This is a genomic window from Kitasatospora sp. NPDC059088 (assembly GCF_042738155.1).
Lineage (GTDB): Bacteria > Actinomycetota > Actinomycetes > Streptomycetales > Streptomycetaceae > Kitasatospora.
Window position 1 is genome coordinate 17221 of sequence record NZ_JBHYGR010000111.1, and the last position, 15535, is coordinate 32755.

General features: G+C 74.8%; 14 protein-coding genes. 7 read left to right on the forward strand and 7 right to left on the reverse strand.

Annotated elements, in window-relative coordinates; translation table 11 throughout:
• Positions 1–54: 54 nt before the first annotated feature.
• Together ACFWXO_RS34750 and ACFWXO_RS34755 are read right to left on the reverse strand one after the other, a co-directional pair.
• Positions 55–1272: an MFS transporter gene (locus ACFWXO_RS34750; RefSeq protein ID WP_380529028.1), complete on the reverse strand. Its 1218-nt coding sequence runs from the start codon at positions 1270–1272 to the stop codon at positions 55–57.
• Positions 1269–2162 carry a pirin family protein gene (locus ACFWXO_RS34755; RefSeq protein ID WP_380529030.1) on the reverse strand — a complete coding sequence of 298 codons (894 nt, stop codon included), beginning with the start codon at positions 2160–2162 and terminating at the stop codon, positions 1269–1271. Before ACFWXO_RS34755 ends, ACFWXO_RS34750 begins: the two co-directional genes overlap by 4 nt.
• Before the next feature lie 144 nt (positions 2163–2306).
• Between ACFWXO_RS34755 and ACFWXO_RS34760 the strand changes: the two genes are divergently transcribed.
• Positions 2307–2876 (forward strand): NADPH-dependent FMN reductase, encoded by a 570-nt coding sequence (locus tag ACFWXO_RS34760; protein ID WP_375895067.1) that lies wholly within the window; start codon positions 2307–2309, stop codon positions 2874–2876.
• A 137-nt stretch (positions 2877–3013) separates the two neighbouring features.
• On the opposite strand, the gene ACFWXO_RS34765 is transcribed toward ACFWXO_RS34760, so the two are convergent.
• The gene (locus tag ACFWXO_RS34765; protein ID WP_380529032.1) at positions 3014–5200 is read right to left on the reverse strand and encodes a HEAT repeat domain-containing protein; all 2187 of its coding nucleotides are present in this window, start codon (positions 5198–5200) and stop codon (positions 3014–3016) included.
• A 179-nt stretch (positions 5201–5379) separates the two neighbouring features.
• Positions 5380–5586 carry a hypothetical protein gene (locus ACFWXO_RS34770; protein WP_380401166.1) on the reverse strand — a complete coding sequence of 69 codons (207 nt, stop codon included), beginning with the start codon at positions 5584–5586 and terminating at the stop codon, positions 5380–5382.
• A 275-nt stretch (positions 5587–5861) separates the two neighbouring features.
• On the opposite strand from ACFWXO_RS34770, the gene ACFWXO_RS34775 reads away from it, so the two are divergent.
• From ACFWXO_RS34775 to ACFWXO_RS34795, 5 genes are all read left to right on the forward strand, one after another.
• The gene (locus ACFWXO_RS34775; protein ID WP_380529035.1) at positions 5862–6656 is read left to right on the forward strand and encodes a squalene/phytoene synthase family protein; all 795 of its coding nucleotides are present in this window, start codon (positions 5862–5864) and stop codon (positions 6654–6656) included.
• The gene (locus ACFWXO_RS34780; protein WP_380529037.1) at positions 6653–7639 is read left to right on the forward strand and encodes a hypothetical protein; all 987 of its coding nucleotides are present in this window, start codon (positions 6653–6655) and stop codon (positions 7637–7639) included. Before ACFWXO_RS34775 ends, ACFWXO_RS34780 begins: the two co-directional genes overlap by 4 nt.
• 478 nt (positions 7640–8117) lie before the next feature.
• Complete coding sequence (locus ACFWXO_RS34785) at positions 8118–8333, forward strand: hypothetical protein (protein ID WP_380529038.1); 216 nt, start codon at positions 8118–8120, stop codon at positions 8331–8333.
• Between the two features lie 219 nt (positions 8334–8552).
• Positions 8553–8876: a hypothetical protein gene (locus tag ACFWXO_RS34790; protein ID WP_380529040.1), complete on the forward strand. Its 324-nt coding sequence runs from the start codon at positions 8553–8555 to the stop codon at positions 8874–8876.
• An 89-nt stretch (positions 8877–8965) separates the two neighbouring features.
• On the forward strand, positions 8966–10069 hold the full coding sequence (locus tag ACFWXO_RS34795) for a hypothetical protein (protein WP_380529041.1): 1104 nt from the start codon (positions 8966–8968) through the stop codon (positions 10067–10069).
• Positions 10070–10123: 54 nt separating this feature from the next.
• Here the strand turns inward: ACFWXO_RS34795 and ACFWXO_RS34800 are convergent, their stop codons facing one another.
• The 3 genes from ACFWXO_RS34800 to ACFWXO_RS34810 form a co-directional block, all read right to left on the reverse strand.
• Positions 10124–11410 carry an alpha/beta hydrolase family protein gene (locus ACFWXO_RS34800; protein ID WP_380529043.1) on the reverse strand — a complete coding sequence of 429 codons (1287 nt, stop codon included), beginning with the start codon at positions 11408–11410 and terminating at the stop codon, positions 10124–10126.
• Between the two features lie 157 nt (positions 11411–11567).
• Positions 11568–12917 carry a lipase family protein gene (locus ACFWXO_RS34805; RefSeq protein WP_380529044.1) on the reverse strand — a complete coding sequence of 450 codons (1350 nt, stop codon included), beginning with the start codon at positions 12915–12917 and terminating at the stop codon, positions 11568–11570.
• A gap of 202 nt (positions 12918–13119) precedes the next feature.
• On the reverse strand, positions 13120–13734 hold the full coding sequence (locus ACFWXO_RS34810) for a TetR/AcrR family transcriptional regulator (protein ID WP_380529046.1): 615 nt from the start codon (positions 13732–13734) through the stop codon (positions 13120–13122).
• A gap of 167 nt (positions 13735–13901) precedes the next feature.
• Here ACFWXO_RS34810 and ACFWXO_RS34815 point away from each other — a divergent pair, with 167 nt between their 5' ends.
• Positions 13902–15353, forward strand: coding sequence for an amidase (locus ACFWXO_RS34815; protein ID WP_380529048.1), 1452 nt, complete (start codon positions 13902–13904; stop codon positions 15351–15353).
• Positions 15354–15535: the final 182 nt, after the last annotated feature.

Here is a 15535-nt window from a genome sequence, read left to right on the forward strand (position 1 = left end):
GGTGTGCTCGGTCGGTGCGTCGGCGGGGTGTCGGCGGGTCGTCGGCGGGGCGGGTTACGGGCCCGGCACGGCGATCCGCTCGGCGAGCACCGCCAGTTGCGGGCCGAGCGCCGCGCCGAGCAGGAACACCAGGTTGAACAGTCCGATCGCCTCCGGTCGCCGCTGCGGTGCCACGGCCTCGGCGGCGGCGCCGGTCAGGATGCCCTGGCCGCCCGCGTTGACGCAGGCGCTGGCCCCGGCGCCCAGCAGCACCAGCGGTGCCCAGGGGCCGAAGGCGGCGAGCGCGAGTGCGGTGAAGGAGCCGCCGAGCAGCAGGCCGGTGGTGCGGCGCAGGCCGAGTCGGGGTGCGGCGCGCACCAGCGACCAGGAGAGCAGCGCGCCGGTGAGGGTGGCGAGCGATCCGACGGCGCCGGTCTGGACGGTGCTCCAGCCGGTGAGCGCGGCGGCCCGCCGCGGTGCGCCGTAGACCAGGCCGAAGTTGACGGTCGCCAGGACCAGCATCACCGCGGCGACGGCCCGGAAGCGCGGCACCGCCAGGGCGTCCAGGCCGAGGAACGAGCGGCGCGGCGCCTGCGCGCCCGGGCCTTGCACGGGCTTCCGTACCGGATCCCGTGCCGGCTCCCGTGCCGGCTCGGGCTTCGGTCCGGGCTTCGGTCCGGCGCATCCGCGCAGTACGGCCGGCAGTACGGCCAGGGTCAGCACCGGCAGCACCAGGCAGGTCCGCCAGCCCAGCCCGGTCGCCACCGCCGCGCCGATGAACAGGCCGGCGGTGCCGCCCGCCGCGCTGCCGATCGCGACGACCCCTGAGGCGCGTCCGTCCGGCTGGCGCGCGGCCAGTTGGAAGGCGGCCACGTTGAACCCGGCCGCGCCGACCGCCTGCAGGGCGCGCCCGGCGACCAGCGGGCCCAGGTCCGCCCCGGCGGCGAGGGTGACCAGTACGCCGAGCAGCAGTGCCCCCGCGGAGGCGAGCAGCAGTGTCCGGGGGTCGCGCCGCCCGGCGGTGGCGGTGAGCAGCGGGGTGCCGAGCATCATGCCGAGCCCGTAGCCGCTCATCAGCCAGGCGGCGGGGCCGGGGCCGGTGTGCAGTTCCCGCGCGACGGCGGGCAGGACCAGGCTCGGGCTGGAGAGTCCTGCGGCTCCCGGGGCGGCGAGCGCGGCGAGCAGCAGGCCGGTCCGGAGCGACCCCCGTGCGCCCCGGCCGGTGCTGTCCGTCGGCGGCTGCGCGGGGCGGGCGTCCGCTCCTGCCGCCGTGTTCAGTGCTCCCGGCTTCATTCCGGGATCCGCCCGAACTTCCCGTTGGAGAAGTCGAGTTGGGCCTGCCGGAGTTCGGCCGCGGTGTTCATCACGAACGGGCCGCCGCGGGCGACCGGCTCGCCGATCGGCTCGCCGGCCAGGACCAGCACCTCGGCCGGTCCGTGCGGTGCGGCGACGGTGATCCGCTCGCCGTCGTGGGCCAGGACCGCGAGCTGGCCGTCCGTCAGCGGCGTGTCGGGCAGTTCGACGGCGCCGGAGAGCACGTAGACGGCGGCGTTGTGGCCGGTCGGCACGGTGAAGTCGGCCCGCCCGCCGGCGGGCAGCACGGCATGCGCGAGCAGGACCGGCAGGTGGGTCTCGAAGGGTCCGGCCACGCCGTGGCTGCGGCCCGCGATCACCTTGACCCGGCTGCCGTCCTCGGTGTGCACCACCGGGATGGTGTCGGGCCCCTGGTTCTGGCTGCGGGCCGGGAGGTCCTTGAGCCGGGCGGGCAGGTTCACCCAGATCTGGAGCATGTGCTGGCGGCCGCCGTGGGTGAGCAGTTCGGCGGTGGGCTCGTTGGAGTGGACGATGCCGGCGCCGGCGGTGAGCCACTCGACCTCGCCGGCGACGCTGGTGCCGCGCCGGCCGGTCGAGTCGGCCCAGTCCATCGAGCCCTCGATGAGGTAGGAGACCGCTTCGAAGCCGCGGTGCGGGTGGGCGGGGGCGCCCTTGGCCTCGCCGGGGGCGAGCAGCAGCGGACCGGTCTGGTCGACCATCAGGAACGGGTCGAGCATCGGGAGCTCGGCCACCGGGAACGGGCGGCGGACGGGGAACCCGGCGCCCTCGAAGGTGTGCACGGGGTCGATGACGGTGGTGGTCGAGCGGACGGGGGCGGCCTGGGCCGCGGCGGACTGAGTCGTCGTCATGCCGAGGACTGAACTACACAAGCCAGTTCAGAGTCAAGACTGAACTGTCTGGTTGACGCATTGAACTGAACGGTTTAGGTTTCTCGGCGTCGGAACAACCACCGCCGCCCCGGCAGCCACACGCACACCGCAAGGAGCACCGTCATGAGCGCGTCCAAGGTCTTCGCCATCTCCGGCTCGCTTCGCGCCGACTCGCACAACACCGCGCTGCTGCGCGCCGCCCGGAAGCTCAACCCGGCCGGCATGGAGATCGAGATCTACGACGGCCTGCGCGAGATCCCGCCGTACGACTACGACCTCGACCACCCCGGCAAGCGCCCGGCCGTCGTCGACGAGCTGCGCCGCAAGGTCACCGAGGCCGACGGACTGCTCATCGCCACCCCGGAGTTCAACTACTCCGTCCCCGGCGTCCTCAAGAACGCCCTGGACTGGCTGAGCACCGACTGGAGCAAGAGCGAGGGCCTGCCGCTGCACCGCAAGCCCACCGCGATCATGGGCGCCGCCCCCACCAACTTCGGCTCCGTCCGCGCCCAGCTGGCGCTGCGCCAGGTCTTCGTCTGGACCGACAGCGACGTCGTGGTCAAGCCCGAGCTGGTCGCCTTCCGCTCGCACGAGCGCTTCGACGAGCAGGGCGAGCTGACCGACGAGGGCACCGCCGGGATCCTCAAGGACCTGCTCGCCGCCCTCCAGGGCAAGATCGACGCCCGCGCCTGACCCCCCTCCCCCGGAACCCACCGCCCCCACGCGACACGGAGCCCCGCCGAGCACCCGCCCGGCGGGGCTTCGCCGTGCCCGGGCTCCCCGGCGTCACCGGGGAGGCCGGGGGCCGGGGACGGCAGGGACGGCAGGTCTCAGGCGGTCGGGCCGAGGAGGGCCGCCAGTGCGGTGCGCAGGTGTTCGTCCTCGCGGATCATCGCGTGGTCGGCGCCGGAGAGGACCAGGCGGCGGTCCCGGGTGGCGAGCGCGGTCAGGCGGTCGTGCTGTTCCGGGGTCAGGGCCGAGGCGCCGAGGGCCCGCAGGGCCTCCACGGCGTGCTTGAGGTCGGCGTGGGTCTCGGCGGAGTGCAGGGCCGCTTCGGCGAGGCGGGTGCGGTCGAGGACGGCCGGGTCGCCGACGGCGAGCAGGGCGAGGACGGCCGAGGGTGCCAGGCTCGGGTCGTCGAGGAGGGATTCGAGGCGGGCGGTCAGTGGGTGTCCGGCCGGGCCGAGGGCGGCGATCTCGCGGGCGGCGCGGGCGGCGGTCCAGCGGAACCACTGCCGGCCCCGGCTGTTGTCGAGCACCGAGGCCAGGACCGGGACGGCTTCGGCCGCCTGCCCGGTGATCCGCCACAGGGCGAGCGCCAGGGCGAGGTCGGTGTCCACCTGCGGGGTGGTGTCGCGCTCGGCGGTGCGGGCGAGCGCCTCCCGCAGGGCCGGGACGAGGGGGGTGGCCGCCGGTCCGAGGGCGGCCGCGGCCTGGGCGCCGTCACCGGCGCCGCGTACTCCGGTGGCGAACGCCGCCTCGGCGGCGGCCAGCAACGGTCCGCTCTCGCCGGTCAGTTCGTGCAGCGCCCGGGCCACCAGGAGCTTCCCGGCCTCGGCGCGCAGACCGGTGGCGGCCTGCGCGCGCTGCTCCGGTCCGCCGTCGGCGGCGACGGCGGTGATCGCGGTGGCGGCGTACGGGAACCGGGGCAGCACGGCGCACAGTTCGGGCAGCGCCGTGACGGCCTGCGGGCCCCATCGCCGCAGCAGGTGGACCAGGCCCGCGATGTCGTTGTTGTCCTTGACCGTCGTGCAGCCGCAGTCCTGGCATTCCGAGGCGGGCCGCTCCAGGGCCTTGGCGGCCAGGCGGGCGCGGACCGCGGCGAACAGCTCCGGGTCGAACGGGAAGGGGGCGTCGGCCGGGGCGTAGGACCCGGCGGCGCTCTGCATGGCGCGCGGGCGCCGGCCGAGGGCCCGGGCCAGCAGCGGGGCGGCGGCCTCCGGCGCCACCAGGACGAGCGCGGCGAGGGCCTGGTCGGCCGCCTCGTCGTCCGGCCCGCTGCCCGGCCCGTTGTCCGCCTGGGCGTCCGGCCGCGCGGCGAGTTCGGCGAGGACCGGCGCGGCCTCGGCGGCGGCCGGGCCGAGCTTGGCCAGCAGCTGGGCGGCCGCCCGGTCGGCGGCGAGCGGGACGATCGCCGGGACCAGCCGCTGCGGGGCACTGCGGGACAGGGCGCAGGCGCGGTCGGCCGCCCACAGGGCCTCGGCCCGCACCTCGGGGCGCTCGTCACGCAGGGCGGCGTCGAGCAGGGCGAGGGCGCTCTCGCGGTCGGCGGCATCGTCCCGCTCCAGCAGGTGCCCGACGATCGTGCGCAGCGGCTCCCGGTGCTCGTCCGCGTGGCCGAACCGGGCGGTCTCGCACGCGGGCAGCAGGCCGAGGACGGCGTCGTGGTGGGCGGCGAGCCACGGCTCGTCGGCGTCCAGCGCGGCGAACACGGCGGCCAGGCGCAGCGGCGCGGGCGTGTCCGGGGTGAGCAGGGCGCGGGCCTGGTCGGCGGCGCCCTCGCGGTCCAACCGGCCGTAGGCGGTGAGGAGTTCGGCCCGGACGGCGGGTTCGGTCTCGGTGGCGAGGTGGGCCCGGACGGCGGGCAGGGCGGTGCCGGTGTCCCGGGTGTGGCCGACGGTCCAGCCGGCCGCCTGCCGTACGTCGGCGTCCTCGTCCGCCAGCAGCGGTATGAGCAGGGGCAGTTGGGCGGTGACGGCGGCCCGTACGGCGCCCGGCTCGACGCCGTGCTCGTCCTCGCTCTCGGCGAGGCAGCCGAGCAGGCGGAGCGCGTCGACGCTCTGGCTGCCGGAGGCGGCGATCCGGGCGAGGTAGGGGGCGGCGTCGACGCTGGCCGCGTACACGGTGCCCTGGTGGACGATCGAGCCGTACAGCTCGTCCAGTGCCTCCTCGGCGTCCTCGCCGCCCTCGGCGAAGGCGCGCAACAACTCGGGCAGGTCCTCGGCGGGGCCGTAGGCGTGGTCGACGGTGGCCCAGGGGTGGTCGTCGAGGCCGGCGAGGGCGGTGGGGAGCTCCATGGCCGCGATCTTCGCAGGGGCCTCCGACATCAACCCGGACGGGGTGGCGCGGCCGGACCGGGGGCCGGATCTGGGGGAAGACCTGGGTGGGCGGGCGTGTCCGCGTGGCGCCGGGGTCGGCTCGCCTCCGGCATCCGCCGAGATGGTGGAGCCGCTGACGCCCTGCCCCTCGATGAGGATCATGTGACGGCGGTCTCCGCGGCGGTCTCGCCGATCGGGGTCCAGGAACCGGGGCTGCCGCTGTAGCGGGTGACGTGGTCGTTGCCGGGATCAGTGGCGAACAGCCCGGCGGGTCCGGTGAAGAGGCGATCGGCCGGGCCACCGATCGCGGCCCGGTGTCCGGTGGCCCGGTCCCACTGCGCGACCTCGGCGTGGTCCGGGGACAAGCGGTAGAGGTGTTCGGCGTCCGTGACGAAGGAGGCCGCCGGGCCACTGATCCGACGGCCACCGGTCGCGGCGGTGCCCGGCCCGTCCGTTGTGCCGAAGTCGACTTCCGGTCAGGAGGATTGACATCGAGCCGAGATGCGGTCTGCTGCAGGCAGGGGCGCGCGAGGCCTGCCCGAACGGCCTGCTGCCCCGACAGCTCCGCGAAGCCGGGGGCCGGAAGCGGCACGAGGGCCCACCGTCGTCGCCCGACCCGCGAAGAGAGGTACGGGGTGTCATGGCCCTGCTCGACGACGCGCACGCCGTGGTGCGCGAGTACAGCACTACCTGGTACGGGCCGGTCATCGGTACGCCGGCTCCGCTGAACGAGGCGGTCACGTGCGCCTATCTGCTCATGCGGGCGATCGACGAGATCGAGGACCACTCGTCGCTGGCCGCCGAGGAGAAGGGCGTGCTGCTGCGTGGCGTCGGGCGGCTGCTGCAGACCCGCTTCACCGAGAGTGACTTCGCCACGCTGTTCCGGGAGCACGTCGGCGTACTGCCCGCAGTGACCCTGCGCATCGGGGAGTGGACGGCACTGCCCCCGCCGGACATCGGGCCCCGGGTGTACGAGACCTTCGCTACCATGGCCGAACGCATGGCCCAGTGGGCCGCCGGCGGATTCACCGTCCGCACCGGCACCGACCTCGACCGGTACACCTACGCGGTGTCGGGCACCCTGGTCCTGCTGCTGTCCGACCTGTGGGCCTGGCACGACGGCACCCGCACCGACCGGACCTTGGGCGTCGCCTACGGACGGGCGCTGCAGAGCGTCAACATCCTCATCGACCGGGACGAGGACGCGGCCCGCGGTGTCGACTTCTGGCCGGACGGCTGGGGGGCCGCGGACCTGGCCGCATACGCGCGCCGGGAGCTGAGCGGTGCCGACGCCTATCTGGCCGCATTGTCGGACGGACCGGCACGGGCCTTCTGCGCCGAGCCGCTCGCGCGGGCCCACTGGGCGGTGCGCACGGCGAGCCGGCACCTGGATCACCGGGAGGACGGCCACGACAGCGGGGGGAACACCCGATGAGGCCCGTACCCGCGCCCCGGGAGGACAGGCGTGACCTGGCCAGGGAACTGGTGCTCCCCCGGATCTCGTTTCCGGTACCCCCTCGGCTTCACCCCCGCGCCGACGAGTTGGAGGAGCGCACTCTGGCATGGCTTCGCGACGTCGGCATCATCGGCACCGACGCGGACGAGACATACCTGCGCCATTCCACGCTCGGCCGCACCTACGCGTGGATGATCCCCGAAGGCGACGTGGAACGGGTGCTGATCGCGACGCGGTTCTGCGTCTGGGCCACCGTGCAGGACGACCGCTACACCGAGGGTCTGGGCCTCGCCGGCCGTACCACGGACCTGTCGGAGCACCTGCTGGCCTGCGAAGCCATCGCCGAAGACCCCCACGCCCCGGTGCCCCACGACGTCCCGATCGAACGTGCCTACCGTGACCTGTTCCAGCGGATCGAGCAGGCGGCGACCCCGCAACAGGTCCTGCGCATCCGCAAGGGGATGCTCCACTACAGTGTGGGAGCGGCCGCCGACGCCGCCTACGCCGAGCACCGGACGGTGCCGCCGGTGTCCGAGTACCGGCGCATCCGGCACCTGATCGCCCACCTGCACCACCACTTCGTCCTCACCGAGGTCGCCCAGGGCTTCGAGATGCCGACCGCCCTGGTGCTCGACCCGCAGGTCAGGGAACTGACCGACCTGGCGATCCGCATCATCGGGCTCACCAACGACGTGTACGGCTGCCCGCGCGACGTGGCCCGCGGCCACATCGCCAACCTGCCCATGGTCCTCGCCCACCACCACGGTCACAGCGTCCAGACGGGCATCGACCTGACGGCCCGGGAGATCGAACACGACACGGCCCGGTACACCGAACTCGCGGCCGCCCTTCGCCGGCGCGGCAGCGAAATCCTCACCCGCTACACGCGCGGACTGGACGACCAGATCGCCGGACACCTGGCCTGGCTGCACGAGACCGGGCGCTACGACATCGGCCTGTAGCCGGGATGTCCCGGGCCTGGCCACGAACCGACGATGCGGCAGGCACCCGGGAAGTCGGCTGATGGCCAGTGCCGGCGGTCGGGCGGCACGGCGTGGACGCGGTAGCCGCCGTCGCGGGTACGGCAGCAGGTCAGCGTTCCGCTGAGGTTGTCGGCCCGCTCCCGCAGCCCGATCAGCCCGGTCAGAGAGCCCGGCAGTGGGTGTCCAAGCCGCTGCCCGCCAGCAGGTCCGCGAGCCGTGCGACAGTTGGCCGCGGGAACGGGATCAGCACGCCCGCGGACACGATGGCGATGCGTCGGGGGCCGGTCCCGTCGGGCGCGCGCCCGGTGGCGGAGAGCACGCGCATGGCGCAGCGACCCCGGAGGCGAGCGGGACGTCGGGCGGCCGGGGCGCGGCGGCTGGGTGGTTCGTATACCGATGGGAAGCGGTGGGGGCGGATCGGCGGCACCCTTGGAGGAGGCCGACCAGGGAGGTAGCCATGGGCAGTCCGATCGCAGGAAGCGATCCCGCGGGCGGGGAGGGCGCGGACGCGAAGGCGTCCCCGCAGCGGCTGTTCACCGGAGGTGAGCGGCCTTTCGACCCTGAAGACCTCGTCATGGCCTCCGGGCAGGACATCACCCACGAGCGGCTCGAGTGGGCCAGGCAGCAGATCGAGCAGAAGGGCGCCGCGGCGCTCGAGCGCTACCTGCCCTGACGGAACCGGCCCCGACCGACGTGCGAATCCCGCCACCGCTGCCGCTGCTCCGCCGCAGGTGTTCGGCAGTGCTTTTCCTGGTCAAAATTCGAACATGGGTTGATGTTTGCACGGGAAATGCCGCATTTGAGCCATTTCACCGAATGCCTCTACCGCCTCCGCCATTCGTAATCCTAGGGTGAATTCGTCCAATCCCTTTGAATACGAAGGAGGATCATCATGCGGACTCGGAAGCGGGTTGCGGCGTTCGCCCTGGCCACGGCCCTGGCCGGCGCGGGGTTCGTCGGCGTCTCGTCGGTGTCGGCCTCGGCCGCCCCGACGGCGTTGAGCTGCGGCAACAAGCAGTTCTTCACGGGGAGCGGCGGGCACGCGGGCGCGTCGATCAGGTGTACCAACGGGCCCTTCGTCGCGGATGTGACGTGCTACAAGCCGGGTTACGGCCGGTACCACCACTACGGAAACCGGGTGGAAAGCGGTGGGACCTCGACCGTGTGGTGCGATCTGAACGCCACTGCGGAGAACGTGGTGGGCCTCGCCTCCTGAATTCCCGGGGAGAGGTCGCGCGGCCCGGTGGGCGGCGTCGGCCGGTGGGTGGAGGGCGGTGTGTCCGAGCGGCCGGGCATACTGGCGCCGTGTCGAGCACCGATGATTCCCAGCAGCCCCCTTCCCGTGAGCCGGAGCCGGAGCCGGTGACGCCGGGCCGGGCGACGCCCGATCCGTTCGAGGGGCTCGTCCTGGACGAGCGGTTCATCGGGGAGGCCACCGTCAAGGAGCCGACCGCCCGGACCCGGATGCTCGCCGCGCGGTGGCGGGAGGAGCCGCCGGTGGACCCGGGCGGCCGCCGCTGGACGCCCGCGCCCGCCCCCCCCCCCCGCCCCCCGCCCGGGGGCGGCCGGCGGGGGCGGCGCGCCCGGGCCCCCCGCGCGGCCCGCGGCGCGGGGCGCTCGCGGTGGCTGCGGCCCGGACGCCGGCGCACCGCGCTGATCGCGGTCACCGCGTTCGCGGCGCTGTTGGCCGTCGCGGTCGGGACGGACCCGGCCGGCGTGCTGAACCGGGACGGCCGGTCGAGGCCCGGCCCGCGGCCGGTGCCCGGAGCGCCCCGGCCGACCGCGGACGTCGCGCTGCCCGGCGGCGGGTTCTCCGACGGCGCCAGGTGCGGCGCCCGGGGCTTCCACCACTTCGAGCCGGCGCCCGCGTCCTTCACCTTCGCCGGGCCACCGGCCGACACCCCACCGCCGGGGCCTCAACTCGTGCTCAGCTCCTACGGGTTCTCCCGGGACTCGGCGCAGGACCCGGGGCACTTCACCATCGACCTGGGTCTCGCCCCGGGCCCCGGCGGCCGAGCGCTGGACCTGTCGGCGCCGCTCGGTCCGCAGGGCGTGGCGGTGGAGATCGAGGGCCCGGACGGCCTGGTCGGCGGGGCCCACGGCCTCCCGCTGACGCGCGGCGACGACGACGCCCCGGCCGGCCCGGGCGGCAGCGTCCACGTCGGGCCCGAGGGCGGCGCGTCCGCCCGGGTGACGCTCCCGCCCGAGGCCCTGTGCCCGGGCTTCGACGGCTTCGCCGTCCAGCAACGGCTGGTGGCACCGACCGACGCGCACAACACCGTCACCGGCCCGCCGCCCTACCGGCTCACCGTCTCCATCTCCGATCCGGCGATCGGCGCGCTGCGGCGCCAGGTGGGCTCGACGGTGCCGGGCGACGTGCTGGCGACCGACAACCGGGTACAGCCGTAGGGTAGTTGAGCGGCTGGGCGGTTGGGCGGCTGCCGGGCGCCGTACCGGCGCGCGCTACCGCTCGTAGCGCATCTCGGGGAAGCGCGGTGACGGGCCGTCCAGGAGGTGGTCGTCGTGGCCGCGCAGCCAGCGGTCGAGGAAGGACGCCACGTAGGAGCGGGTGGCGAGGACGGCGCGGTCGGGGCGGACGTCGCCGACGGCGGCGGCCACGGCCTCCGGGGTGACGGCGCCCTGGCGGGCGAGCTGGGGCAGCAGGGGCTGGGCGTCGGTGTAGGAGCCGTGGCGGGAGCCTTCCAGGGTCACGTCGGCGTGCCAGCCGGTGCTGTGCTGCCACAGGGCGTCCCAGCCGGGCTGCTGGTGGTAGCTGCCGGAGTCGGCCTCCTGGGTGCCCATCAGCAGGAAGGGCCGGGTCAGGCCGTCCGCGGCGACGGTGGGCAGGGGCAGCTGGACGCCGCTGCCGTCCGGGCCGGGGAAGTGCAGCTGGCCGTCGAGGTCGACGCCGGCCTTGAGGCGCGGGTCGTCGTGCATGGTCTGCAGGGCCGCGGAGCCGCCCCCGGAGTGGCCGACCGCGGCGATCCGGTCGAGGTCGAGGGAGGCGGCGAGGCCGGACGGCAGCTGCTCGTCGTGGCGCAGCCCGGCGAGCCGGTCCAGGACGAAGCGGGTGTCGTCGACCCGGGTCTGCAGCATCTTGCGCAGGAGGGCGCCCAGGTCGAGGCCGGGCTGGTCCATGAGCGCGGGGAAGACGGAGGTGGCGAGGTCCCCGTCGGGGAAGGCGACCTCGGAGGCCTCGTAGGTGTGGTCGACGGTGACGACGACGTAGCCGCGGGAGGCGAGGTCCTCCACCAGGGCGGTGCCCCAGCTGCGCGGGGCGCCGAAGCCCGCCGAGTACAGCACGACGGGCCGCTTGCCGCCGGGGAGGGCGGGCGCGTCGGCGCGGGCGTGGGTTCGGATGCCCGCCCAGTCGGTGCGGCCGGGTTCGAAGCCGTTCTCGCGCTGGCCGATGCTCCCGGCGCTGTCGAAGTGGTCGGCGGCGGCGGGGAGCATGTAGGGCGCGCGGTCGTCGCCGGTGGCGGGGCTGGTGGTCGGGTACCAGAGGCTGATCATCAGCTTGCGGTGCTGTCCGGGCTTCCAGGGGTCGTCCCGGCCGTCGTCCGTGAGCTGCAGGGCGGTCGTGCCGATCGGGTACGGCCCGGTGGGCTGCGGCAGCCAGGCCCTGGCCTGCCGCTCGGTGGCCCGCTGCGGCGCCGCCGCCGCGCCCGGCGCCCCGGCCGCACCCACCGTGGCCGTCGCCGCCAGCAGCACCGCCGCCGCGGCCGCCCCGGCCCGTCCTCGCGTGTTCATCGCCGTTCCCCCTCGTTCGTTCCCGTGGTCGCTTCGGACACGGGCGACGGTACGGGCGGGGAGGGGCGGAAACCGTCGTACCGGAGTGCCAAGTCCCTTCCTAGTACTCAGGTATGACGGTGTCCGGTGCCGCGGGTGCTTCGTGCTCCCGTCCGGGTCAGTGGCCGGGGGTGGGCTGTTCCGGGGTGAGGGAGTTGCCGGGCGGGATGTGGCCGCAGTCGGAGGGGGCGGGGCGGCCGGCGAAGCGGTCGCCCAGCCAGCCGACGGCCTGCGGGGCCCAGACGACGGGGACGCCGAAGTGGCTGAGGAGGTCGTACTGCTGGTACGCGACCGGAGCGGTGCCGGTCGCGCAGTACTGGCGGGCGAGGGCCCGGACGTCCCCGGCGACCGCCACGCCGTCGCCCGTGCCGATGCCGGGCGGGCTGGCGAAGGTGCCCTCCAGGAAGCCGCCGTTGCCCTGGGCGATGGAGCCGGGCACGGTCGGGGTGGGGGCCGAGCCGAGGTTGTTCCGGTTGACGGCCTCGACGAAGGGCGGCGCCGAGTTCGGGTCGGCGTACTGGGGCTTGACCAGCGCCTTCCAGGTCAGCCCGGGGTAGTGGCCCAGGGCGTCGACGATCGAGCCGTGCTCCAGCTGCTGGTAGACCGAGCGGCCGTAGTCGTTCAGGTAGGGCGTCAGGTCGCTGCCGAAGGAGCGCGAGGCCCCGATCACGGACAGCGGGGTGATGCCGCTCCACACCAGCGAGCCGTCCACGTACTTGAGGTTGTGCGCCGGGTCCACCAGCAGCCCGCCCTCGGTGTAGCCGACCAGCTTGGCGTTCACCTCGGGCGCGTAGCTCGGCGCGAGCGCGGCCGCCCAGCCGGTGGCGACGGCGCCGCCGGAGTAGCCCATCAGCCCGAAGCGGGTGTCGGGGCCCATGCCGGTGGCCGGGGAGCGGGTGGCGGCCCGGATGGAGTCCAGGGTGTTGGTCGCGTACTCCGGGCCGGCCGCGAGGTCGGCGTTCTGGCCCTCGGTGTCGGGGAGCACCACGTTGTAGCCCTGGGCGAGCAGCGGCACCAGGAAGAGCGCCTCGACGTTGGGGATCAGACCGCTGATGCTGACGTCGCCGGCCACCGCGCGGGAGGGGCCGTCCTTCGGGTCGAGCGAGTCGTAGAAGGACTGGTACGAGACGGCCTTGCTGCCGTCCCCGGCCAGGCTGCGCACCACGGTGGTGACGTTGGCGCTGGGGCGGCCCTGGGCGTCGGTGCTGCGGTAGAGCAGTTGGATCGCCGTCACCGGGGTGGGCAGCCCGAGCACGTGGTACGGCAGGGTCCGCGTCTTGAGCACGGTGCCCGGCGCGAGCGAGGCCAGTGGCGTGCTGCCGTCGTAGGCGTAGAAGGGGTCGCCCGCGGTGGCGGAGCGCGCGGCCGCGGGGGCCGCGGCGGCCGGGCCTGCCGTGGCGGCCACGGCGGTGGCGGCCAGGGCGGCGGTGACGGCGGCGGCGAGCAGCCGGGACGTGCACGTGCGCATGGTTCCCCCGAGTCGTGGAATTCCTGGTGGTCCGTCGGAGAACGCGGGTTACCAACTGGTAGCCGGCGCCCCGGAGAACATCATGTCCATGACCCGTCACGCTGTCCCCGGGCCGGGTCACAAAGATTAACGACGTGGGTAGTGACCGGTCACAAGGCGACGGGTCACAAGGCGGCACACCGCGCGAACGCGTCGCCCGGGGTCAGCGGGTGGGCGGCGCGGGCGGTGCGGCCCGGTCCAGGATCGCCTCGACGATGCGCAGCAGGCGTTCGCCCGGCCGGTCGACGCTGCCGTTCTGCGTGCTGACCTGCGCGCCTTCGAGGAGGAAGGTGATCTCGGCCGCGGTCTGCTCCGGGTCGGGCAGCCCGGCCCGCGCGCACAGGTCGAGCAGCCGGCGGGCCTGGCGCTCCTTGTGCCGCTCGATCACCTGCCGTGCGGGGTGGGCGCGGTCGGGCAGTTCGGCGATGGAGTTGATGAAGGGGCAGCCCCGGTGCGAGACCGCCGGCAGCCCGTCGGCGATGAAGCGGGCCAGCCCGAGGATCTGCTCCCGGGGCCGGTCGGGGTGCTCGGCCTCGACCCGGTCGAACGCCGCCTGGTACTCGGCGGCGACGATCCGCAGCCACTCGGCGACCAGTTCGTCCTTGGTCTCGAAGTGGCGGTAGATCGCCATCTTGGTGGTCTCGGCCTTCTCGGCGATCGCCTGGACGCCCACCCGCCGGATCCCCTCGCTGCGGAAGAGCTCCTCCGCGGCGTCGAGGATGCGTTCGCGGGGCGGCAGCTTGGCCACCCTGCTCGGTCGTCCGGCGGTCGCTGTCATGGCTGTTCGGGGCCTCCGGTCGCTCGCGGGTGCTCCGCCTCCCTGGCGTCCCGCACTTCCTGAACCTGCTGCTACGGTACCAGTCCGTTCCACGCGATACCGATCGGTATCGTTGAAGACTGGTCGGTATCGACATCGGTACCGGTCCCGGATCCAGGAGTGACCCAGTGGACGTCACGGAGTACACGGCCTTCGACGCGGTCGGGCTCGCCGAACTGATCGCCCGGCGCCAGGTGAGCCCCGCCGAGGTGGAGGCCGCCGCGCGCGCGGCCGCACGGGCCGTCGGCCCGCGGCTGAACGCCGTCGTGGAGACCTGGCCGGCCGACGACCGGCCCCGCCCCGGCGGCGCGCCGCTGGCCGGGGTGCCCTTCCTCGTCAAGGACCTCGGGGTCACCATGGCCGGGCGGCGCACCGAGCTCGGCAGCCGCCTCGCCGCCGGGAACGTCGCTGCCGAGGACTCGACCCTGATGGCGCGCTTCCGCGCCGCCGGCCTCGTGACCTTCGGACGCACCGCGACCCCGGAACTGGCCTACAGCACCACCACCGAACCCGTGCTGTACGGCCCGACCCGCAGCCCGTGGGACCCCACCCGCAGCGCCGGCGGCTCCAGCGGGGGCGCGGGCGCGGCGGTCGCCGCCGGGATCGTGCCGATCGCGCACGCCACCGACGCGGCGGGCTCGATCCGCGTCCCCGCCGCCTACAACGGCCTGTTCGGGATGAAGCCGACCCGCGGCCGCATCCCCGTCGGCCCCGCCGTCGACGAGATCTTCAACGGCCTGGCCGTGCACGGCAGCGTCAGCCGCACCGTGCGCGACAGCGCGGTCCTGCTCGACCTGGTGGGCGGCCCGGAGGCGGGCGACCCCTACGTCGCCCCGCAGCCGGAGCGGCCGTACGCGCAGGAGGTCCGCCGGGATCCGGGCTCCCTGCGGATCGGCGTCCTCGCCCAGGCCTGGGGCGGGCGGCGCACCACGGCGCCCGTCCTCGACGCGCTGTCGCGCACCGTGCGCCTGCTGGAGTCGCTCGGCCACCGGGTGGAGCAGGCCGGGGCCGAACTCGGCGTCGGCTGGGAGGAGTTCGTCCTGGCCAACGCCCGGCAGTGGACGGCGAACCTCACCGTCATGGTGGACGAGCTGGCCGCCGCCACCGGCCGGCCCGTCGACTTCTCGACCCTGGAGGCGCCGATCCTGGCCAGCTACCACTACGGGCGGCGGGTCACCGGCCCCGAGCTCGTGACCGCCCTGGCCGTCCGCAACCAGGTCTCCCGCAGCCTGGCACGGTACTTCGCCGCGTACGACGTGCTGCTCACCCCGACCGTGCCGGACCTGCCGGTGCCCCTGGGCACCCACGGCCGGGGCGCGGAGGCCCTGGACGGCCTCGGCTGGCTGCGCCGGATCCTCGACCACTCCCCCTTCACCGCGGCGTTCAACGTGGCGGGCACGCCCGCCATGTCGGTGCCGGTGACGGCCGACCCCGGCACCGGGCTGCCGGTCGGCATGCAGTTCGCCGCCGGGTACGGGCGCGAGGGGCTGCTCTTCCGGCTCGCCGGGCAGCTCGAACAGGCCTGCCCGTGGTCGGACCGCACTCCCCCGGTGTGGGCGGGCGAGCGCCCGGGCCGCTGAGGGCCCGCGGTGGCCGGCCCGGAGTACGGCCGGCCGCCGCGGTGCCCGCCTGGGAGTTACAGGCTGTGGGTGAGGTGGTCGGTCAGGAGGCGGGTGAACCGGGCCGGGTCGGGCAGGTCGCCGCCCTCGGCGAGCAGGGCGCTGCCGTGGACGAGTTCGGCGATGTCGGTGAGGACCGGGTC